Below are 20061 nucleotides of genomic sequence, written 5' to 3' on the forward strand. Positions count from 1 at the left end.
TTATTTTCCGCCGCAAGCCGCATTCTGACTCGCTTTATGCTGATTTTGCAGGAGTAAGCCCTAAATATTGTAATAATTCATGGGATAAATCCTAAATTTACTTAATGATACAAAGAAGAATGAATTTTTAACGTTGCGCACTGTCCTTGATCGAGTTTTGTGTCATTCAGAGGACGCATAACAAACCCATAAGCATTTCCTAACTTTGCTGCTAAACGTAATCTAATGCGGTCATTTTCTGACAACTCGGGTAGCCATCCAAGAACGACACTGTAATTTCCCGTCAACAACGCCTTTTCCATTGCATCAACAGTAGATAATGGATTGATCTGCCTCGCCTGAACGACTTTACTCATTGGCAAGCCTGATTGCTGCAACCATAAACGACTTAATTTCTGCTGTGGGGTCAGCCACAAGAGCCACCGGGACTGTTTACCGAGCTGTTGTAATAAAGGAAGCAGTAATTGTGCTACCGCAGGCTGATTTTCACTGTAAACAAGTTCACTGATAAGGCCACTATCTGTTGGCACATCAACTCTTTCCTGTGTGTCACGGGTAATAAGAGAATGATAATTAGCATTATAAGGTTTTAGTGATTGAGTACGCATGATGAACCTCGCCTGTGGTTTCCTGTATGTATATACAGTAGTCACTGTTTGTTCGAAGATCAACTAAATTTTTACAAGACGCTTCGCATTATTGCGATGTAAATACGCAAAAGTTGATTTTGTGTTTGGCTCAGTTATCCATATTGCGTATTTTCTAATTAGTTGTTCCTCTTACACTTATTGCAACTAAAAAGGGACGTTTGATCGGATTTTTACTAAAGGAGTAGTGATGAAAAAAGTATCAGAGAACAAGATCATGCAGGTTCGGTGCCGTTTTGATTTTTTGGGCCAAATCACAGTCCGCTCACAATTTGGTGGTTACGGCCTGTTAGCCGATAACATTATGTTTGCAGTCGTTTCGGAAGGGGAGTTGTATCTGCGTGCTAATGACTTGGTTGAAAACTTATTCCGCACCAGAGGGATGGTTAATCTTGTTTATGCTAAACGCGGTCTTCCTGTTTCACTGCGTTATTATTGGGTTGATTTAGCATTGTGGGACGATGATCTTGCATTACGCCACTTTGCAAAACAGTCATATCAAGGGGCTAAATCCGAAGTTTTAAGTAAAAGAAGTCCCCCAGTTCGTTTGAAGGATTTACCCAATCTCAGTGCCAGCCTTGAGCGGTTATTATGGAAAGTGGGTATCCAGAGCGCGGCAGAGCTTAAGCTTGAGGGGGCTAAGCGTTGTTACCTGAAGTTACGCACATTACGACGCACATTAGGCGTCAATGTATTATTGGCACTTGCGGGGGCAATCAGTGGTCACCACTGTGCAGTGTTGCCTCTAATGTTGCGTAGCGAGCTGATTGAATGGTTTGAAATGCACATTCAGCCAGCCGGTGTCGCGCAATATGAAACAATATAGAGAAGGGCCATTGATGGAAACTGGCCCGAGATTTCATTAGCCAGCTTGGCCAATACGTTTATTCAGTTCACTAAGCTCAGGTAATAATTCGAGCAATAAGCCAATCTGTTGTAAAACCAATTGATCTTTGCTCTCCGGCTCAGGATTACAGCTCTGTAGCCGGGTTAATAAGCTCACTAATACTTGTGTCATTTTTAGACTATCGAGTTGTTCTTGCTCAAGAGCACCTTCAACATAACAAATAGCATCGTTAAGTAAATTCAACGTGGCAGTATTAGTCAGTTTTTCACGGTGAGCACCTAATGCAGAAATATAACTCAGCATGGTGTGGTTGAGGCAAAGTAAGCGAAATGCCGCCTCCTGTGTTTCCTTGTCGTTTTTTGGCTCCGCTGACATATTTGAGATAACAGAGGCCAATTCAGCATCGCAATTATGTGCATCACGCCGGGCAACACGGTAGGGCAAGCTGTTATCTTTACCTTGATAATATTGCACTAAAATAGCATCCAAATAACGGCAATTCGCATTAAGTGTTCTGTGAACAACCGCGGGAAGTTGGCGGAATTTCCAGTCAGGCCAGATAAAACTCACTGCAACCCAGGCAATAGCGCAACCAAGTAGCGTGTCAAACACACGCGGTGCGGCAACTTCAAATCCTTCCCCGAGCAAGTTAAAACAGAGCAACACCAACAAAGTAATGAACATTGTCGCGTGAGCATACTGAACATTACGGAAAGCAAAAAAGAGTACACCAGTAATGACAATCAGGATTAACTGACCCTCAATAGACGGCACAAAATACAGGATGGGGAGCCCAATAAGGATACCTGCCAAGGTGCCAATAATGCGCAGCGCGAGCCGGCGTCTTGTTGCATTGTAGTTGGGCTGGCAGACAAAAAGGCTGGTCAGCAAGATCCAATACCCATGACGCATGCCGGTAAGTTGAATAAACGCATAGCCTACGCAGAGTACAACGGACATGCGCACAGCATGACGGAAGAGTGCGGATTGAGGGGTCAGATGGCGACTGATGCGCAACTTGATATCACTCCATCCGGTGAGACGATCATCGGATAAGCGACTTTCTGGTTGTGGGCCTTCGGCTAATACTTGTTCTGATTCAATGCCAGCCAGTTGGGCATCAATGGCGCGCAGGTTTTTGAGCAAATGAGACAGTGCTTTAACTTGCGGTACATTCTCATTTTGTGCGAGCTCTCGAGCCAATGCAGCATTTAAAAATGTAAACGCCCGTTCGAAACGCGGGTCATGCTGATATTTTTGTCTCATCAGAATGGATTGCGACAGCTTCATACAGGCTCGGGCTTGCATGCTGAGCAGACGTTGAAAGCGGAATAACACGTCGCTGTAGCGAAATTTTTCCCGCAATACTTGATATTGGACGTGTGATGAACTGGCGCGTTCATGAATATCTTGTGCAACAAAATAATAGTGGAGGGTGCGCCGGGTCTCGCGCTGACCGCGATCACCTTTTAGCCGCGTAACAAGTGAGGTTTTGGCTTGGTTCAATGTCGAGACTAATGTACCGTTAGCCATTGCCACATCTATAAGTGGTTGATTGACATCATCTTCTATATCCGGGTCAAATAGATTGGCTTTTGCTTCAAGATATTGGGCCAAGTGTTGATAGCAACGGGCCAGATTATCCTGCAACGGACGAATAGGAAATATAAGATGCCCACAGAGGGTCAGGACATTATACCAAACGGCACCAAGTATCAGTAACAGGGGTTGCTGGTACCAAATATGGTACATGGAAGTACCCAACATGGTGTAAATGGCAATTAATAATGCACCAAAGGCGATGGTGGCATAACGTTGGCCTAAGGCACCCAGCAGAATAAAACCACAAGTTGAAAAGGTCAGGCCAAGGGCAAAAAGCCAAGGATAAGGAAATAAAAGTTCAATAGAGGCTGATGCGATAAAAAAACAAATCAACGTAATGAATAGATTACGTAACCGCCCAGCCAGGCGGTCATCAAGATCAGTTAGTGCTGCAGCCACGACACCCAGTGTTAAGGGGATTGTTAGCTTTGGCTGATCAATCCACCAAGGAACCGCCGTTACACCCATCAACGCGATAAATATACGAACATGATAAAGCAGGCTGCTATTGTAGATATAACGGCGTAAACCAGTGACGAAAGTGAGCACAAAAAACCTCTAAAAACTGAAAATTCAGCGTTGCTGATGCTGGCGTTGAGCATTGGCCATTCTCGCCTGTTGTGCCATTTCAACAGAAACGACACGGCGGCCCACAGGCCACAACGCGATAGCCGCGATCTTAAAATTGGCAATCCCCACCGGAATCCCAATTATGGTGATACATTGCACAATTCCGGTTGCAATGTGTGATAAACATAACCACCAACCAAATAAAATAAACCAAACGATATTCAGTAAAGAACCACCCGCGGTTAGCAGAGGATTACTTTTTTCAGGGTATAATTCATTGACATGGATCGCCTCATTGCCATAAGGGAGAAATGATAACTTGGTGATCTCCCAGCAAGAGCGCGTTAATGGTAAGGTGAAAATTAGGATAACGCTGACGACAGTTGCCAATAACCAGCCCAATGTGGTGAAAAAACCACCTAAAACAAAATTAAGAATATTTAGTACAGTACGCATAGTGATTAATCTGCCTAACTGAATAAAAAAACCGCAATGCGGATGAGTGATAACAGGTGCCATCTATTCTATACGCATGGCGCCGGTTAGTTTCCTTTGTTAACTATCGGATACCTGTTGTTTAAACTCAATTATTTTATTTACACTCCATCATGTTATTTCAATTCACTTAATACGAGTTATGGCGCGCGGATATGGAACTTAAAGCGACATCTTTTGGCAAGCATTTGGCTCAGCATCCTTATAATCGGGTACGCTTACTCAATGCGGGCATCGAAGTATGCGGTGATAAACATCAATACCTGATTCCTTTTAACCAGTTGGTTAACATTCAATGTAAACGCGGTATTGTTTGGGGCGAAATGGAATTTGAGCTTCCTAATCAGCAAGTTGTGCGTTTACATGGCACCGAATGGCAAGAAACTCAGCGTTTCTATCATCATTTACTGGGCATCTGGCAACAATGGAGTGAGGAGATGAGCCGGGTGTGTGTTGACGTTTTGCATAAACAAGTTGAACTGATTAAGCGAATTGAGCAGCAGGATAAGTGGTTCAAACGCAGTGAGTTAAGTCAGGTACAAGCATCTATCCGTGAGGCTTTTACCTCACTGCCGATGCCTGTTCAGCGCTTAATGGAATTTGACTCTTGCCGCGCAGATTATGAGCTTTGCTTACGCTGGCTGGAGCATGGTAACCGGAGTGTCGACCGCCGCAATCAGCAATGGACTCATCGCATGCTGGAGGAGCATCAGGATTTCTTCCAGAGCGTTGAAACTTCTCCGCTAAATGAGTCGCAAAGTCGGGCGGTCGTCAACGGCGAGGATTCAGTATTGGTGTTGGCCGGTGCCGGCAGTGGCAAAACTTCTGTATTGGTTGCTCGAGCGGGTTGGCTACTGCGGCGCAATGAAGCTCTACCTGAGCAGATTTTACTGCTCGCTTTTGGCCGCCAGGCCGCAGATGAGATGAACAGTCGTATCAAACAACGCCTTGGCGTGGATGATATTCAAGCTAAAACTTTCCACGCGCTCGCGTTGCAGATAATTCAGCAAGGTAGCCGTAAAACCCCGGTGATAAGCAAACTGGAATCAGACAGCCAAGCCAGACGGTCACTGCTTATCAAGCATTGGCAACAGCAGTGCAGTGAGAAAAAGGCACAAGCTAAAGGGTGGCGCGAGTGGTTAACCGACGAGCTTGAATGGGATATTGATGATGGCGAATTTTGGCGTGATTCGCGGCTCGCAGCCCGGCTAGCTGGGCGACTTGAGCGCTGGTTAGGTTTGATGCGCATGCATGGGGGTAGTCAGGCTGAAATGATTGAACAGGCTGATGAAGAAGTGCGTGCTCTCTTCCAAAAACGTATACGGCTAATGACGCCGTTATTGAAAGCATGGAAAACAGCGTTAAAAGAAGAGGGCGCTGTTGATTTCTCCGGGCTGATTCATCAAGCCGTCAATTTGCTGGAAAAAGGGCGTTTTGTCAGCCCGTGGAAATATATTCTGGTTGATGAATTTCAGGATATTTCGCCACAGCGTGCCATGCTGCTGAGGGCGTTACGCAAACAAAATAAGCAGACTTGTCTGTTTGCCGTTGGGGATGACTGGCAGACGATATACCGTTTCAGCGGAGCAGAACTTTCTCTCACCACCGCTTTCAGCCAGAATTTTGGTGAGAGTGCAGAATGTGCATTGGATACTACCTATCGATTTAATGACAGGATTGGTGAGATTGCTAACCGGTTTATTCAGCAGAATCCCTATCAACTGAAGAAACCCCTGAATAGCTTGAGTCAGGGGAATAAAAAATCGGTTGTCATTTTGCCGGGTGAGCAGCTTGAATCTCTGTTGGACAAGTTAAGTGGCTTTGTCAAAGATGATGAGCGTATTCTTATTTTGGCTCGTTATCATCATTTACGGCCAGAAGTTTTACAAAAAGCAACCACGCGCTGGCCAAAGTTAACGATTGATTTCATGACGATACACGCCAGTAAAGGGCAGCAGGCTGATTATGTGATTATTGCGGGATTACATGAGGGAAATGATGGTTTCCCTGCTGTGGCGCGCGAGTCAATTTTGGAAGATGTGCTGCTACCGGCCCCTGAAGATTTCCCTGATGCAGAAGAAAGGCGCTTACTTTATGTCGCTATGACGCGAGCAAAACATCAAGTCTGGTTACTGCAAGATACAGCTAACCCTTCTATTTTTGTTAATCAACTTAGCGAGTTAGGAGTGCCGACCCAACGTAAACCTTAGGCAATGTAGGGCTTTTTTGTGAAAAATGAAACCCGAAGATGTTATCACTCCGGGTTTCATCATTATTTCAGGCGTTGCTGTAAGTAACGGTCATAATCTGGGATGGCAATTGTCACTTCGCCGCTAAACAAGGCGGAGTCAATTAAGAAGTCGGCGGTAGAGCGGTTAGTCGCAACCGGAATATTCCAGACTGTGGCAAGACGGAGCAGGGCTTTTACATCAGGGTCATGTGGTACGGCATTGAGTGGATCCCAGAAGAAAATCAAGATATCAATTTTCTTCTCAGATATTAGCGCGCCCACCTCTTGGTCTCCGCCCATAGGGCCACTCAGTAAACAGTGAACATTAATACCTGTTGCCTTCTGTACCAGGTTTCCGGTGGTGCCAGTCGCATACAGTTCGTGCTGTGACAAAAGGTCTCTGTTGTGCATGACCCATTCGAGCAGAGATTTTTTGCAATGGTCATGAGAAACCAGGGCAATATGTTTTCGTGCCGCGATGGTGCGGGTGGTGAGTTCCATCAATCCTTCCTTCAAATAAGTGTCAGCGGTTTGCAGACAGATTACTGAAGTGATGTTTTAGTTCATAGCAGTAACGCAAAGAAATGCGAGGAAACAAGCATAACCTGATGTTTAAGAACGAGCTGAGGCTTGCTTGGTTACTTCACTGGCTGTTTTTTAGCCCATAATAAGAAGCGCTGCTGCGTGTCTGGGTCGGCTTGCAAAAACCAATATTGCAGCATCTGCTCTGCCACGTTTTCACCTTGTAAATTAGTGGCTTTTTGTGGAGAGTTCGTTCCTGCAACTGCAATCGTGGTTCCCGGGACAGCGCTCACCGGTGAGGGTGGGATAGTAGCAAAAGAGGGAACCGAAGCACTGAATTGCCCGACGTTATAAGTTGCCATGGCTGTTTCAAGCGTTGCCGCAGTATTGATATTATCCTGATGCAATACATCGTGGCGTACCGATAATGGCCGCCCATTATCGCCAATTAGCTGATATGACGGGTTTTTAGAAAACATGTTACCCTCTCGTTCAGTCTCGATTACGGGTAATTTTATCGCCACTGACCGGATATTGCGGGTGTTGAATACCACCACTAATGGCGGTGAGGAATACAATACTTTTGGATCCGTTGGGAGAGGTTTAGCGACTTTGAATAGAATTTGGTGCTGACCGCTATTTAGTTCCAGGCTATCAGCCCCTTTGAGTAAAGAACCTGACATATTTTTGCCATCGACCACCAACAGATCAATTTCCGGAGCGAGTTTTAAGGTCGTGGCTATAGCTGATGTACTACAGCAAACGGCCAAAATCCCTGCGACCACCAGACCAAATTTCATGTGCTACTCCTGAGGATGATGTCCACTTACATTGTCAGACACGCTAGATTATGTGTCAAAGTTTTTCCATTTGCCCATATTTATTTACCTTTTGAAACATCTGGTATAAATATGTTGTTGTTATCTTAATGAATTCTAAAGATAAAAGAGCCAATCTAACAGCTATTACTGCCATAACTATTAAACCAAATCAATTAGGCGGCGTTTATCCGTAGTTTTCTGAATGATATACACTGAGATGTCACCTAATATTGATAAATCCATCCGGATGCAAATGGATTGGAGTATTCTTTTAGCGCATCAGAGGAACTGAAAAATGCACGATAAAGACATTGCTGACATTCTTCAACAGGTAAAGACAATTGCTTTAGTGGGGGCCAGCGATAACCCTGCGCGGCCCAGCTATGGCGTAATGAATTACCTGCTAGAGCAGGGATATCAGGTCACACCCGTCAGCCCTAAACTGGCTGGAAAAACATTATTGGGTCAGCAGGTTTATGCTGAATTAGCCGACATTCCTTATTCTATTGATATGGTAGATGTATTCCGGAATGCTGATGCGGCATATGGTGTTGCGCAGGAAGCTATTGCTATCAAAGCCAAGGTGTTGTGGCTGCAAATCGGTGTTATCAATGAGCTGGCTGCAACATTAGCAGCAGATGCCGGGTTAAAGGTTGTTATGGATCGCTGCCCTAAAATTGAGATTCCGCGATTAGGATTAGAGAAAGAGTAATGTTTTTGGTACCAATAGTCGTGAATTTCGCCTATAAAAAACCCGGCAACCAGTGCCGGGTCTTATCAAGAAGTTTTAACGTCTAATTACGTAGACGCGGAGCCTGCAACTGATGGCGGATAGAGGCTGCCAACTCATCTAATGAAGGTTGCTCAGGATGAGCATCCATATCTTCATAAGTCAGCTGCGCCTCAGCCAGATAAGTATGTACCGGTTGCCCTTCATCATCTTCAATCACCACGTGATACCAAGGCGACAAACGCAAAGTATCATTGTTTGCCACTTCATCTGGTGCTGGTGGCTCAAGAGAGTATTCAGGATCGATATCAATTACTACACCCAAGTAGCCGTGGAGGCGGTGGCGAACCTGCTGCCCGATACCGAATTTGCTCGCGATCATGATAACCTCCTGGGAAACTATTACGCTGCTTTACATATGAGGGCAACGCAGGGCATTTCAAGTCACATTATCCGACACGCAAATCCTTTCAGATACAAACCTTCAGGATATGTTGCGATAACCGGGTGATCCGCTGCCTGACGGAATTGCTCTATAAATTGTATATCATGGCCTGCATCTAACGCAGCATCGGCTAAAATTTTCTGGAATAAATCTGTAGGCATCAAACCAGAACAAGAGAAACTTAATAAGATGCCGCCAGGGCGTAAAAGCTGTATCGCTAACATATTGATATCTTTATAACCGCGACAAGCACTGGCCAGCTGACTTTTATTTTCCACAAATTTTGGTGGATCCATGATGATCATGTCAAACTTTTCCCCTTGTGCTCGATAGCTGCGCAGCAATTGGAATACATCATCCCGAATAAATTCGGCTTTGCTTAGATCTAACTGATTTAGCTCAATATTTTGTTTAGCGATATCCAAGACGGATTGTGAAGTATCAACACTGATAACTTGTTGGCAATTCCCCATCAGCGCTGCAACGGCAAAGGCTCCGGTATACGAGAAGCAGTTCAGAACCCGACGGCCGTCGGCATAATTACGCGCAGCAAGGCGGCTATCTCGCTGGTCTAAATAAAAACCTGTCTTATGCCCATGCTGAATATCTACCAGCAATTTCATACCGTGCTCAGTGATAGGTAATAGTGCCGGAGGCGTCTCGCCCCAGATAGTACCTTGGGTCAGTTCCAGACCTTCTTTTTTGCGCACTGAAACATCAGAGCGATCATAAATTGAGCATTCTGGATAGCACTGTTGTAATGCACTGACCAGCGCTGCGCGTTGATGTTCAGCACCTGCCGACAGCAATTGCAATACCAGAAAGTTTTGGAAACGGTCAATAGTGATGCCTGGCAAGCCGTCGGATTCACCGGCAATAAGACGATAGCCATTCAAACCATCACGTTGGGCCAACCAGTTCCGCCAGCTCTGCGCCTGCTGTAGACGGCGAACAAAGAATTCGCTGTCGATATCTTCATCTTGTTTGAACGTCCAGACTCGCGCCACAATTTGTGACTCAGGCGAGTAGGCTGCACGAGCTAGCCATTTTCCCTGGCTATCAAGAATATCGATGGTTTCACCAGCGCTTGCATTGCCTTCAAGGCGTTGCACTGCCCCAGAGAAGATCCACGGATGGCGACGAAGTAAGGATTTTTCACGTCCTCTAGCAAGAAATAGGCGCATTGTAATATTCTTTTAAAATCAGATGGTTGAAATTGATAAGTTATTATCAATCAAAATAAGGTCATAATGATATAGCAATATCATGCCACTCACTACCATGACTAGCCTTGCTAGCGGGCTCTCACTTGGACAACTTAGCCTCTTATCAACTGTTTCCTCAGATTCAAAAGAAAGGTCGAAATTATTTTTACTAATATATTCATAGAGCTATAATTACTTCCGTAGTTCAAACTTTCTTCATCACAGGAATAGCATATATGACTAATAAGCAAACTCACTTAGAACTTACCGAAAAGCAAAAAGAAGAAATTGATTTAATTGCGCTACAGCGGGTTGACGCTATGAATAGCGACGAGTTTCTTTGTAACACTATTGACCAAAAAATTCATTCGATGGAAGAACACGTTAAATCCTATTTCAAGTCGCGCTTTTCGTTCCATTTGAAGCAAAAGAACGGCGAGAAATAGAGGTAAGCTTTGTTGGAAAACGTAAAAGAAATCATCATTTATCTCTCTCATTCATTGCAGCTTTTCCTAGAGTTCTTGTCTGTTATTTGTGTTTTTGTTGGGTTGGTAAAGTCGCTGCCCGCTGCAATAACAAATTTTAAGAATCAGTCGATACTCCACTTAATGAGAACGCGTTTTGGTACCTGGCTGGCATTGGCGCTAGAGTTCCAATTAGCTGCTGATATCTTGGCTACGACAATTAATCCTAGCATGGAGGAATTGATCAAGCTGGCCATCATTGCTGTGATACGAACATTCCTTAATTACTTCTTATCCAAAGAGTTAGAGTTGGCAGAAAGTAATTTTGACAACGCCACTAAAGCAAATACCACTACGCATCATGGGAAAGGTAACAATAGATGAGGAACTGATATGGCAAAAGTTTGCACTGCTGCTTATGTATATGGCGTCGTTCAAGGTGTTGGTTTTCGTTATAGTACGCAACGCCAGGCACTGGCATTAGGGGTCACAGGGTATGCCAGAAATTGTGATGACGGTAGTGTAGAAGTTGTGGCTTATGGCGAGCAACAAGCGGTCGAGCAATTGATGGAGTGGATTAAGCAGGGGGGGCCTCGGGGGGCGAGGGTTGATCGTCTGCTGACCGAGCCTCATCCATCCACTCCATTTGAGACATTCAAAATTCGCTATTAGCCGATCAACCAGCAGGTTGCGTCAGTATTAAATACATTTCACCGGCTTTGGTAATCCGGCAATTTTTGTTGCTTGCTTTGCTGGCCCTTTGGGGAAGAGACGATAGAGGTAGCGGCTATTGCCTTTTTCTTCACCGTATTTCTGCGCCATGGCTTTGACCAGCATACGGATAGCCGGTGACGTATTGAATTCCTGATAAAACGTACGCACAAAACGCACCACTTCCCAGTGAGGTTCGGTGAGTGTGATGCCTTCTTGTTCAGCCAGTATTGGGGCCAGAGCTTCGCTCCAGTCTGCGCTGTCTTTCAGATAACCCTGCGCATCGATCTCAATCGTGCGTCCTTCAAACTCCAACATATGACCTCAGTTATCCCATCAATTAAACGTAAACGGCTGCTAATTTAGCAAGTTTTTGCCTGCATCCCAAAGAAGTCTATGCTTTCGCTTGGCAAAGTGACCGAATCGTCATTGAGATCTGGGGGCGCGACTGTTGTACAGTGAATCATCATCATGCCGATTAATTCATCATTCAATAATCAGATGGTGGCTTTTTGCCCGATTAAGCACAAACTAGCTTTACAAGCGGCAGAGCTCTGTTTATAGTTCGGCTCGTTGCGGAGGGGTGGCCGAGTGGCTGAAGGCAACGGTCTTGAAAACCGTCGACGGGAAACCGTTCGAGAGTTCGAATCTCTCCTCCTCCGCCATCTTCTCTTAGTACTTCTTACTTCTCAGTACACAACCTCGTATCATCTTTTCTCCAGTCTGTTAGCTTACGTTATTGAGCCAATTGGGTTGTCTTATGAGACTGTCCGTCGCTTCGAATAATAAAATCGTCACGAATAGCCGCTTGTGAGAGGCGATATGATGATCCGATTCGGAAGCCGCATTATAAACTTGCTTATAACACTCCAAACTCTTATTTGATTATAAAGTCATCCTGAATATTGACCTTGTGATCGTAGTAATCCAAATGTTGGCCCAATGGGCTGCAATCCCACAGTTACAGCAACCTATAAGAATCTTTATGATCCGCAAGGGGGGTTAGCATTGGCTATGGGGCTGGCGCTAGTCTTGATCGGGTTATAGTGGCTTTGGCTGAGGCAATATGGCCGCCTGAGTTGGCGCTAGTCATTAGGATTGAGTGTGTTGATTCAGACACTTATCCTATTAGGATATCAACAAATGGGTCACTATTTCTCAGTGCGACAAAGGCTACACGTCTGAGGTTGGTGGTGGATAAACAAAGCAGTGATCCGACATTATTTCTTTTACAGCAGTACATCCGTCAATCGCCTGATAACAGCGAGCTGTGGTTTAGTTTGGCACCACATTATTTGTCTCAGAATGAGTTTGAGAGTGTGCTGGTGGCTTTATAGCAGACAGAACGCTTACAAGGAACCCAATGCTAACTTGACTGATGCACGGTACGCGCAAGCCATCGCGATTTGGCAATAGTTACTTGAAAGCGATAATCTCGAAATGGATAGTGCGGTGACTATCCGCGCGATGCAGCCGTCATCTTAGATAAACCCTGTTGTGGTCCAAATAATAGGTAAAAAAAACCCTTACCAATCTCATTTGGTAAGGGATGCCAATTCGGCCAACACCAGGGAAACATTATAACCGTTTATTTATCATACGATTTATTTAGGTTACTGACATGACTTAAGTCAACTTTACTCACATTACATTAATATGTTTAATGTTTATATGTGTTTGAAGAATATTTTTTAGTTTTTTTTTGTGATGAGTCTCTTTGGAAGGATAACGTGAGTCCATTAAGACGAAAAGTGGTCAGATAAGCAGCATGATGTGCTGATAAAATCAGCAGAGATGGTTTTTCTCAGAAAAGAGTATGCATTGAGGGATGGGAGTATGACGTCTGGTTGGATGGCCATCTGAATGTAAATGCATCCAGATGGCAGAGTAAAACTTGTTATTGGTGGATCTGAAGTGCCCTGGTATTGGCGAAAATATATTCTTTTCAGACTAACTTTCTTAACGTCAGTGCGCTAAGATACTAGTTCTATTATATTAAAAACTAATTCTGTAAAGCAAAAACAGTTTAATTAACATAGGGGTATAATAATAGCTAGCCTTAGGTCTAGTTATCTAAACTATACTTTGGTCTAGGTTTTATCTTATGTGGCATCAATTTTATATAAAAATTTTTGTGGGGATATGTTATACCGTATTTTCTATTGAAAACAATGCGATAAAATTGTATTGTTACATTATACACAGAGTAAAATTGGCCTATTATGATAATTGACTATTTTGATAATGAAAGTATTAATGAAGATATAAAGAACTATATTCAACGCAGAATAAAGGCCTATGGTGATCTTCGTTATTCTTATTTAGTCATGAATAAGAAAACCCCTCTGCATCCCACTATCATCTCTAATTATCCATTAGATTGGGTAAGGAAATATAAAAAGAACAGTTATCATCTTATTGATCCGGTTATTTTGACGGCGAAAGATAAAGTCGCTCCTTTTGCATGGGACGATAATTCCGTTATCAATAAAAAATCTACTGATTCCGCCGTATTTAAGCTGGCTCGAGAATATAATATTGTTAATGGCTATACTTTCGTACTCCATGATAATAGTAATAATATGGCAACGTTAAATATCTCTAATGGAAGCGACGACAGTATCTCATTTGATGAAAGTATTGAAATAAATAAAGAAAAAATTCAAATGCTACTTATCCTTACACATGAAAAGATGTTAGGCCTCTACCAGAGCAATAGCGATAAAAATGAAAATCGAAGTACGCAAATAGAACGAGACATATTCTCGCCGAGGGAAAATGAAATTCTATACTGGGCTAGTGTCGGTAAAACCTATGCCGAAATCTCAATTATATTGGGAATAAAAAGAAGCACAGTTAAATTCCACATTGGTAATGTTGTCAGAAAGTTGGGTGTTTTAAATGCCAAGCACGCAATAAGGCTTGGCATTGAACTGAAATTAATTAAACCTATTTAACAATACCAGGCACGACCATTGGCCAGGTTTCGAGAGTGGTTGGTTCAACTTTATGTATTTTCAATACCTTATGTATCAGTTTCTGCTGGCTATCATTATCAATACCCAGGTATAAAAGATAAATAACTTCATTTTTCTCTGACTCACCTTGGTTCAATACCGTAATACTCCAACCCGAGCGTTTCAGTAGTATAAACATTCCTCGGCTGACTACCGTGAGGATCCCTTTATGTCCACGATCCCTAGCGTAATTCACCATCGCAAGAAACAACATAGTACTAAGAGAACTGTTATTGCCCACCATGTCTCGCGCTAATGTTTTTTCAACAAAGAATCGGCTGGATTCAATAAAACCATCAATAGGCAAGCTCACATCAGAAAAATAAGGCGCAAATGGTCCTGTAATCATGGTTGGATATTTCATATCAATAAAGCGAACACTGCAAACAATCGTGTCGTCTATTGTTCCTAATATGTAATTAGTATTCTCATCATCATATTGGTCACTTTCTTTGCCATCAATACAGGTTACTTTCCAGTCCAGTCGATCTTTAAATGTTATTTTTCTAAGTGAGAAGATCTCGTCTAACTTCCTTTCAGGCATATTATTAAAATTTACGTTAAAGAGTTTTAACATAATAAAAACCAAAGTTATTTAATTAAAACAACATCGTACACGATCTCTATCTATGAGTGCAAACATTGAACGAGACTTAGCGAGTGCAGTAATAGCATACTCACTTTCTCTTCATCGTACGTTTATTCTACAAACAGAGAGCCTTGTTTAAAGATTTTTGGCTCACTATGAGCTATAGATGCGGGGTAATAGGATTGTCGGGATCTTTTTAGGAGAAAAGTGAGATCAGACAAGATTTTTATACAATAAATGGTTATAACGAAACAATGTTTCATTTCTCTCTAAAAGGATGCTGACGTGGATCGCAGTCCTCCACTTTTTACTAATAAAAAATTTGTTTTTCTCGTCGCAACATTTTGTTGTCTGTTGTGGGGCAGCGCCTATCCGGCCATAAAAAATGGCTATGCGCTGTTTCATATTGCAGCTGGTGATATTCCGAGCAAGATGGTGTTTGCCGGGTATCGCTTTTTATTGGCAGGTTTAGTCTTATTGCTTTTTGCTCTCGCCAGCGGTAAGGCTATTGGTCGCCTTAAGAAGAGCCAATATAAGCAGATTGCTATTTTAGGGCTTACTCAGACAACATTGCAGTACATTTTTTTCTATATTGGCCTGGCATACACCACTGGGGTTAAAGGTTCTATTATGAATGCGACAGGCACATTTTTTAGTGTCCTGTTGGCGCATTATATTTATAAAAATGACCGGCTGACCTTCAATAAAATCATTGGATGTGCCTTGGGGTTTGCCGGGGTCATGGTGGTAAATTTTGGCTCGGGCTTAATGGACTTCAATTTTTCCCTGATGGGTGAGGGCTGTGTTGTGTTGGCTGCATTCATCCTTTCCGCCGCCAGTATTTATGGTAAACGTATTTCACAAACTATGGATACCACGGTAATGACAGGCTATCAGTTAGCCATTGGTGGGTTAGTTTTAACTCTGGGTGGTTATCTGTTTGGTGGATATTTGAGTGATTTTGGCTGGCAGGCTTTATTACTACTGGCCTATCTGGTGCTGTTATCGTCCGCAGCGTTTGCGCTTTGGAGTTTATTGCTTAAATATAACCGGGTCGGCATGGTGGCCCCATTCAATTTCCTTATCCCAGTTTCTGGCGCGGTGCTGTCGGCTATTTTCCTGAATGAAAGTATTTTGGAATGGAAAAATGCTATTGCACTGGTGTTGGTATGTGTGGGTATTGTGTTAGTTAATCGAATTAAGCGGGGCAGAAGCTAGATGTTGTGACAGCATGAGATATTGGCGCGGCAATAATAGTAGTGTGCTAACCGGGCATGTAAATTTTGGTTAGCACACTCATATGATAATAACGAATACTGTAATTATCAGGCTTTATCGGTCACTATTTTAACCCCGACCCGGCTCACGCGGTCAGATTCCATTTCGGCAATTGTCCACGTTAGGCCATCCCACTCAATCTGGTCACCAATAACCGGTTCACCACCAAAGAGATAGAGCACGAACTGACCGAGTGTTTGTTGTTTATCGACGCCCTGTTCCAGATTAAGACCATAAATCTGAGAGATATCATCTAGCTTTGCATCTGCGTCTAAAATAAAGTCACCAAAGAAGCGCTCATCCAGCTGAATGCTGGGTGACTGGCTAAACAATTTTCCCAGTGCGGGCAAGTGATGTTCCTGACCAATAACACACAAAATATCGCCTTCTTTCAAGCGGGTATTGCCGTTGGGGTGTAACAAGTCTTTGCCACGAAACAGTGCCGCAATGCGCGTTTCCTGCGGCATCTTTAAATCACGTAACGCTGCGCCGATACACCACTTATCGGAGCTGAGCTGGTAAATAAACTGTTCCCACTGGTTATTTTTATCAATGTCTAAACCAATCCGAGCCACCGGAGCGAGCGCGGGCGGTACCACTAATTTTGTTTTGCGCGCAGCAAATGACAAACTGGTACCTTGTAATAGCAGCGAGACCAGCACGACAAAAAAAGCGACATTGAAGAATAAATTCGCATGGGGAATGCCGGCCATCATGGGAAATACCGCCAGAATAACCGGAACGGCACCGCGTAAACCGACCCATGAAATAAAAATGCGCTCACGCAGATTAAAACTGGGGAAGGGCAGTAAGCCGATAAACACTGACAGTGGTCGGGCGAATAGAATCATCCACAATGAGAGAATTAATGCCGGAATAGCAATCGGCAACAACTCACTTGGGTTAAGCAATAACCCCAATACCAGGAACATACCAATTTGACTGAGCCACGCTAATCCGTCGAAGGTCTGTAAAATACCCGCGCGGTTGCGGATGGGGCGGTTGCCAAGCATCAGGCCACAGAGATAGACCGCTAAAATCCCGCTGCCATTCATCGCGGTGGTGAGGGAGAACACCAGAATCCCGCCACTGACTGCCAATAATGGGTATAAACCGCTGGGTAATTCTATCCGGTTGATGAGCGACAACAGTAAGCCGCCACCACCCAATCCGATAATAATGCCCAAGCCAAATTGCTGAATCAGATGGACCAAAAACATCCAGCTCAGGCTAGATTCACCGGCCGATATCATGGAAATCAGGGTAATGGTCAAAAATACGGCCATTGGGTCATTACTGCCTGATTCTATCTCCAGAGTGGCACTGACGCGCTCGTTAAGACCTTTACCGCCTAGCAGTGAGAAAACGGCTGCTGCATCGGTTGAACCTATAATCGCACCAATCAATAAGCCTTGAATGATATCTAAATCAAATAGCCAAGCAGCTGCCATACCGGTTAGGCCCGCAGTAATCAACACACCTACGGTTGCCAGCGAAAGGGCAGGCCACAATGCGACGCGAAAAGAGGATGCCCGGGTACGCATACCACCGTCTAACAGAATGACGGCCAATGCCAGGTTACTGACCAGATACGCGGCAGGATAGTTATCGAAGGCAATCCCACCGATGCCGTCGGTGCCCGCCAACATACCAATGGCCAAAAAGATAACCAAAATGGGGATGCCCAATCGTGAAGAGAGTGAGCTCAGTAAGATACTGGCTCCCACCAGCACTGCGCCAATCAAAAAAAGGCTATTAATAGTGATGGCGTCCAATGTGGGAGATCTCCTGATGTGAAAATAAATAGCAGCGGGTAGGCCGAAATATTATACACAGATTTGGAGGAGGCGATGGGAAGATATGACCACATTCAATGTGTTAAATAAGGCTATATGCACTCATCCTTCAAGCCGTATGTGTGTTGGCTGCATTCATTACTCGGCCCATCCATGAGCCTCGCCTCTACGAAATCACTCCCTTGCCGCCTTCATACAACTCGAATTATTTTGGGTATATAGGAGATGATACTGAGGTATAACCAGATCGCTCACCTTTCATTGCCCTGCGGGGAATCAAGGGTGAGCGTTGGATGAGAACTAGTCGCGTTTTAGTGCAGTCAAAGCTCTTTTCAGGGCTTCAAGGGTCACTGCTTTTTCCTGCTCAGGAAGATTATCGACAGAAAGTTGTGAAAGTTCATTAACTAATACACTGCGATCTTTGCCGGTGATCGCGCTATCCAGTGCACTGCTGAGGCGATTAACCAAGGCCAACAAAGTGCTGTACTCGGTGACTGGCGCAGTATCAGATGTGGGATTTTTCTCAATAGATTCTTGCTTACTCATCACAATTCCTCTTTTTGCCATCCCGCATCTACATGATGGTCTGACAGTGTAGCGGTTTTATGACCAAAACGGTATGCGCATGAATCAATCGATTAGCAATAACATTATTCCTTTGCTAATACTTTAATTACGCCGTTTGCCTCTGCGGCTTGCCAGAAAACAAGAATTTAAGCAAAGGAACACGACGATGAACCTCATACAATATAAATGAAATCAAGCACACAAAGACCATTCCTAGCATGAAACCCAGTCCGTTGTTATCAATTTGTGGTGTTACCAAGGCTCCATAAATTAAGGTCAATGGATGATGAACCAGATAGATGAAAAGAGACGCGTTGACCAGATAAGTCACCCGTAGCGAGGGGGAGTTGAGTAACCGATACCCAAGAGAATAGACCACGTTTGTCATGGTCACACCGATCAATGCTTTGATGACGAGCCCCAATTCAAAGGCAAAAAACTCAGCAGTATTAATATGTTGGTTTAAATAGTAAGCGCCAAACAGCAGTATCGAGGCGATTAATGCCCCCGGTGAAAATGTGAGAAAAACCTGTTTCAGTGGCGGATAGATAAAACTATAAGCACCCAGAAGAAAGAATGGCAGATAAAAAACTGTCTCCATAACGAAGAAATTGAAGACACTATTAAAAAGTATTTCGGGGTTAAGAAGGAATATAATTCTGCGTATTACAGAATAAATGAATATGAATACAAACAATGATAGTGAGATTTTTCCTATGTTATTCATTCTTTTTATCAAAGTAGGAATCGAGTGTTGTTTATTTTTCATTTTTTGAAACAGATAAAAACAGAGCCCAGTTAGTAATGCGAGTGTTAACAAAAACCATAAGTGAGAAACAACTTCCCAAATAGCAATATTTATTTTTTGATAAATTGTAAATGAATTCCAATCTTGTAATTTATTGGTGTAATACTTTAGTAAGAAGAATTGCGGCAAAGTAATGAGGGGGATAGCAGTGACGAGCGGAATAACCACACGCTCCATGCGGACCTGTAGCCAGCGCTGGCGCTCATAGCGCTGATACAACATGAACGAAAAATAACCGGAAATAACAAAAAATACCTGCATGCGAAAAGCATGGATAAAATCATTCAATAGGGTAAATACTAATGAAGAGTGACTGCTATTCACTGCCCAATGATTGCTGGAGTATATAAGAGAAAGATGAAAAGGAATGCCGAGTAACATCAAATAGGCGCGGATGGCATCTAAAAAGTACTCCCGCTGGTTAGTGTTTTTTTTCATACATATTCGCTAGTTGTTATCGGAATTAGAATAACGCATCCGATTTTGCCCAGAATGTTTTATTATCGTAATTATTCATTGGTAACTATATACGTTATCAATGGATCACTGTGACGAGAAACACTACTATAAGGGTTAATGATTTTCCATAGCGTATTTTAGTCTGGCTTGTGGCTTAGCCACTGGTTTAAACAATGAGCTTGCAGTGTAACTTCGGGTTAAACAATAACCGGGATTTATCTGCTTGACCTGCTGGATAAACCGTCAATAATTTGGCTG

The 20061-nt window shown here is 43.5% G+C and carries 20 protein-coding genes and 1 tRNA gene; 9 read left to right on the forward strand and 12 right to left on the reverse strand.

Annotation, left to right across the window (positions count from 1 at the left end):
- Positions 1–101: 101 nt before the first annotated feature.
- Positions 102–608: an SOS-induced cell division inhibitor SulA gene (gene sulA / locus ACF3VQ_RS08020; RefSeq protein WP_392434561.1), complete on the reverse strand. Its 507-nt coding sequence runs from the start codon at positions 606–608 to the stop codon at positions 102–104.
- Between the two features lie 229 nt (positions 609–837).
- Here sulA and ACF3VQ_RS08025 point away from each other — a divergent pair, with 229 nt between their 5' ends.
- On the forward strand, positions 838–1473 hold the full coding sequence (locus ACF3VQ_RS08025; RefSeq protein WP_392434564.1) for a TfoX/Sxy family DNA transformation protein: 636 nt from the start codon (positions 838–840) through the stop codon (positions 1471–1473).
- A gap of 36 nt (positions 1474–1509) precedes the next feature.
- On the opposite strand, the gene yccS is transcribed toward ACF3VQ_RS08025, so the two are convergent.
- Entirely contained in the window at positions 1510–3645 is a 2136-nt protein-coding gene (yccS, locus tag ACF3VQ_RS08030; protein ID WP_392434567.1) for a YccS family putative transporter, read from the reverse strand.
- A gap of 24 nt (positions 3646–3669) precedes the next feature.
- The gene (locus ACF3VQ_RS08035) at positions 3670–4122 is read right to left on the reverse strand and encodes a YccF domain-containing protein (protein WP_392434569.1); all 453 of its coding nucleotides are present in this window, start codon (positions 4120–4122) and stop codon (positions 3670–3672) included.
- 194 nt (positions 4123–4316) lie between these two features.
- Here ACF3VQ_RS08035 and helD point away from each other — a divergent pair, with 194 nt between their 5' ends.
- Positions 4317–6371 (forward strand): DNA helicase IV, encoded by a 2055-nt coding sequence (gene helD / locus ACF3VQ_RS08040; RefSeq protein ID WP_392434570.1) that lies wholly within the window; start codon positions 4317–4319, stop codon positions 6369–6371.
- Between the two features lie 62 nt (positions 6372–6433).
- On the opposite strand, the gene ACF3VQ_RS08045 is transcribed toward helD, so the two are convergent.
- Both ACF3VQ_RS08045 and ACF3VQ_RS08050 read right to left on the reverse strand, forming a co-directional pair.
- Positions 6434–6892: a methylglyoxal synthase gene (locus ACF3VQ_RS08045; RefSeq protein WP_392434572.1), complete on the reverse strand. Its 459-nt coding sequence runs from the start codon at positions 6890–6892 to the stop codon at positions 6434–6436.
- Between the two features lie 137 nt (positions 6893–7029).
- On the reverse strand, positions 7030–7713 hold the full coding sequence (locus ACF3VQ_RS08050; protein WP_392434574.1) for a DUF2057 family protein: 684 nt from the start codon (positions 7711–7713) through the stop codon (positions 7030–7032).
- A gap of 316 nt (positions 7714–8029) precedes the next feature.
- On the opposite strand from ACF3VQ_RS08050, the gene ACF3VQ_RS08055 reads away from it, so the two are divergent.
- The gene (locus tag ACF3VQ_RS08055; RefSeq protein ID WP_392434576.1) at positions 8030–8446 is read left to right on the forward strand and encodes a CoA-binding protein; all 417 of its coding nucleotides are present in this window, start codon (positions 8030–8032) and stop codon (positions 8444–8446) included.
- A gap of 82 nt (positions 8447–8528) precedes the next feature.
- On the opposite strand, the gene hspQ is transcribed toward ACF3VQ_RS08055, so the two are convergent.
- On the reverse strand, positions 8529–8846 hold the full coding sequence (gene hspQ, locus ACF3VQ_RS08060) for a heat shock protein HspQ (RefSeq protein WP_005160102.1): 318 nt from the start codon (positions 8844–8846) through the stop codon (positions 8529–8531).
- Positions 8847–8908: 62 nt separating this feature from the next.
- On the reverse strand, positions 8909–10099 hold the full coding sequence (gene rlmI, locus ACF3VQ_RS08065) for a 23S rRNA (cytosine(1962)-C(5))-methyltransferase RlmI (protein ID WP_392435488.1): 1191 nt from the start codon (positions 10097–10099) through the stop codon (positions 8909–8911).
- A gap of 251 nt (positions 10100–10350) precedes the next feature.
- Between rlmI and ACF3VQ_RS08070 the strand changes: the two genes are divergently transcribed.
- The 3 genes from ACF3VQ_RS08070 to yccX are packed head-to-tail and all read left to right on the forward strand — an operon-like array spanning position 10351 to position 11250.
- Positions 10351–10560: a hypothetical protein gene (locus ACF3VQ_RS08070; protein WP_392434578.1), complete on the forward strand. Its 210-nt coding sequence runs from the start codon at positions 10351–10353 to the stop codon at positions 10558–10560.
- Between the two features lie 12 nt (positions 10561–10572).
- The gene (locus ACF3VQ_RS08075; RefSeq protein WP_392434580.1) at positions 10573–10962 is read left to right on the forward strand and encodes a DUF1622 domain-containing protein; all 390 of its coding nucleotides are present in this window, start codon (positions 10573–10575) and stop codon (positions 10960–10962) included.
- Positions 10963–10971: 9 nt separating this feature from the next.
- Positions 10972–11250 (forward strand): acylphosphatase, encoded by a 279-nt coding sequence (yccX, locus tag ACF3VQ_RS08080; RefSeq protein ID WP_174847106.1) that lies wholly within the window; start codon positions 10972–10974, stop codon positions 11248–11250.
- 27 nt (positions 11251–11277) lie between these two features.
- On the opposite strand, the gene tusE is transcribed toward yccX, so the two are convergent.
- Positions 11278–11607: a sulfurtransferase TusE gene (gene tusE / locus ACF3VQ_RS08085; protein ID WP_392434582.1), complete on the reverse strand. Its 330-nt coding sequence runs from the start codon at positions 11605–11607 to the stop codon at positions 11278–11280.
- A 259-nt stretch (positions 11608–11866) separates the two neighbouring features.
- Between tusE and ACF3VQ_RS08090 the strand changes: the two genes are divergently transcribed.
- Both ACF3VQ_RS08090 and yenR read left to right on the forward strand, forming a co-directional pair.
- Positions 11867–11954: transfer RNA gene (locus ACF3VQ_RS08090), tRNA-Ser, on the forward strand.
- A gap of 1557 nt (positions 11955–13511) precedes the next feature.
- The gene (gene yenR / locus ACF3VQ_RS08095; RefSeq protein ID WP_392434584.1) at positions 13512–14246 is read left to right on the forward strand and encodes a LuxR family transcriptional regulator YenR; all 735 of its coding nucleotides are present in this window, start codon (positions 13512–13514) and stop codon (positions 14244–14246) included.
- On the opposite strand, the gene ACF3VQ_RS08100 is transcribed toward yenR, so the two are convergent.
- Complete coding sequence (locus ACF3VQ_RS08100; RefSeq protein ID WP_392434586.1) at positions 14239–14883, reverse strand: acyl-homoserine-lactone synthase; 645 nt, start codon at positions 14881–14883, stop codon at positions 14239–14241. The genes yenR and ACF3VQ_RS08100 overlap by 8 nt on opposite strands.
- A gap of 297 nt (positions 14884–15180) precedes the next feature.
- On the opposite strand from ACF3VQ_RS08100, the gene ACF3VQ_RS08105 reads away from it, so the two are divergent.
- Positions 15181–16113 carry a DMT family transporter gene (locus ACF3VQ_RS08105; RefSeq protein WP_392434588.1) on the forward strand — a complete coding sequence of 311 codons (933 nt, stop codon included), beginning with the start codon at positions 15181–15183 and terminating at the stop codon, positions 16111–16113.
- Positions 16114–16220: 107 nt separating this feature from the next.
- Here ACF3VQ_RS08105 and ACF3VQ_RS08110 read toward each other — a convergent pair whose 3' ends face one another.
- From ACF3VQ_RS08110 to mdoC, 3 genes are all read right to left on the reverse strand, one after another.
- Complete coding sequence (locus ACF3VQ_RS08110; RefSeq protein ID WP_392434590.1) at positions 16221–17948, reverse strand: potassium/proton antiporter; 1728 nt, start codon at positions 17946–17948, stop codon at positions 16221–16223.
- Positions 17949–18269: 321 nt separating this feature from the next.
- Complete coding sequence (locus ACF3VQ_RS08115) at positions 18270–18515, reverse strand: hypothetical protein (protein ID WP_392434592.1); 246 nt, start codon at positions 18513–18515, stop codon at positions 18270–18272.
- A 127-nt stretch (positions 18516–18642) separates the two neighbouring features.
- Complete coding sequence (gene mdoC, locus ACF3VQ_RS08120) at positions 18643–19782, reverse strand: glucans biosynthesis protein MdoC (RefSeq protein ID WP_392434594.1); 1140 nt, start codon at positions 19780–19782, stop codon at positions 18643–18645.
- Positions 19783–20061 lie beyond the last annotated feature (279 nt).

The organism is Yersinia fenwicki, from assembly GCF_043099325.1.
GTDB lineage: Bacteria > Pseudomonadota > Gammaproteobacteria > Enterobacterales > Enterobacteriaceae > Yersinia.

Coding starts and splice junctions, on each gene's coding strand:
- sulA (WP_392434561.1), bottom strand. CDS start 608: ATGCGTACTCAATCACTAAAACCTTATAATGCTAATTATCATTCTCTT.
- ACF3VQ_RS08025 (WP_392434564.1), top strand. CDS start 838: ATGAAAAAAGTATCAGAGAACAAGATCATGCAGGTTCGGTGCCGTTTT.
- ACF3VQ_RS08035 (WP_392434569.1), bottom strand. CDS start 4,122: ATGCGTACTGTACTAAATATTCTTAATTTTGTTTTAGGTGGTTTTTTC.
- helD (WP_392434570.1), top strand. CDS start 4,317: ATGGAACTTAAAGCGACATCTTTTGGCAAGCATTTGGCTCAGCATCCT.
- ACF3VQ_RS08045 (WP_392434572.1), bottom strand. CDS start 6,892: ATGGAACTCACCACCCGCACCATCGCGGCACGAAAACATATTGCCCTG.
- ACF3VQ_RS08050 (WP_392434574.1), bottom strand. CDS start 7,713: ATGAAATTTGGTCTGGTGGTCGCAGGGATTTTGGCCGTTTGCTGTAGT.
- ACF3VQ_RS08055 (WP_392434576.1), top strand. CDS start 8,030: ATGCACGATAAAGACATTGCTGACATTCTTCAACAGGTAAAGACAATT.
- hspQ (WP_005160102.1), bottom strand. CDS start 8,846: ATGATCGCGAGCAAATTCGGTATCGGGCAGCAGGTTCGCCACCGCCTC.
- ACF3VQ_RS08070 (WP_392434578.1), top strand. CDS start 10,351: ATGACTAATAAGCAAACTCACTTAGAACTTACCGAAAAGCAAAAAGAA.
- yccX (WP_174847106.1), top strand. CDS start 10,972: ATGGCAAAAGTTTGCACTGCTGCTTATGTATATGGCGTCGTTCAAGGT.
- tusE (WP_392434582.1), bottom strand. CDS start 11,607: ATGTTGGAGTTTGAAGGACGCACGATTGAGATCGATGCGCAGGGTTAT.
- yenR (WP_392434584.1), top strand. CDS start 13,512: ATGATAATTGACTATTTTGATAATGAAAGTATTAATGAAGATATAAAG.
- ACF3VQ_RS08100 (WP_392434586.1), bottom strand. CDS start 14,883: ATGTTAAAACTCTTTAACGTAAATTTTAATAATATGCCTGAAAGGAAG.
- ACF3VQ_RS08115 (WP_392434592.1), bottom strand. CDS start 18,515: ATGAGTAAGCAAGAATCTATTGAGAAAAATCCCACATCTGATACTGCG.
- mdoC (WP_392434594.1), bottom strand. CDS start 19,782: ATGAAAAAAAACACTAACCAGCGGGAGTACTTTTTAGATGCCATCCGC.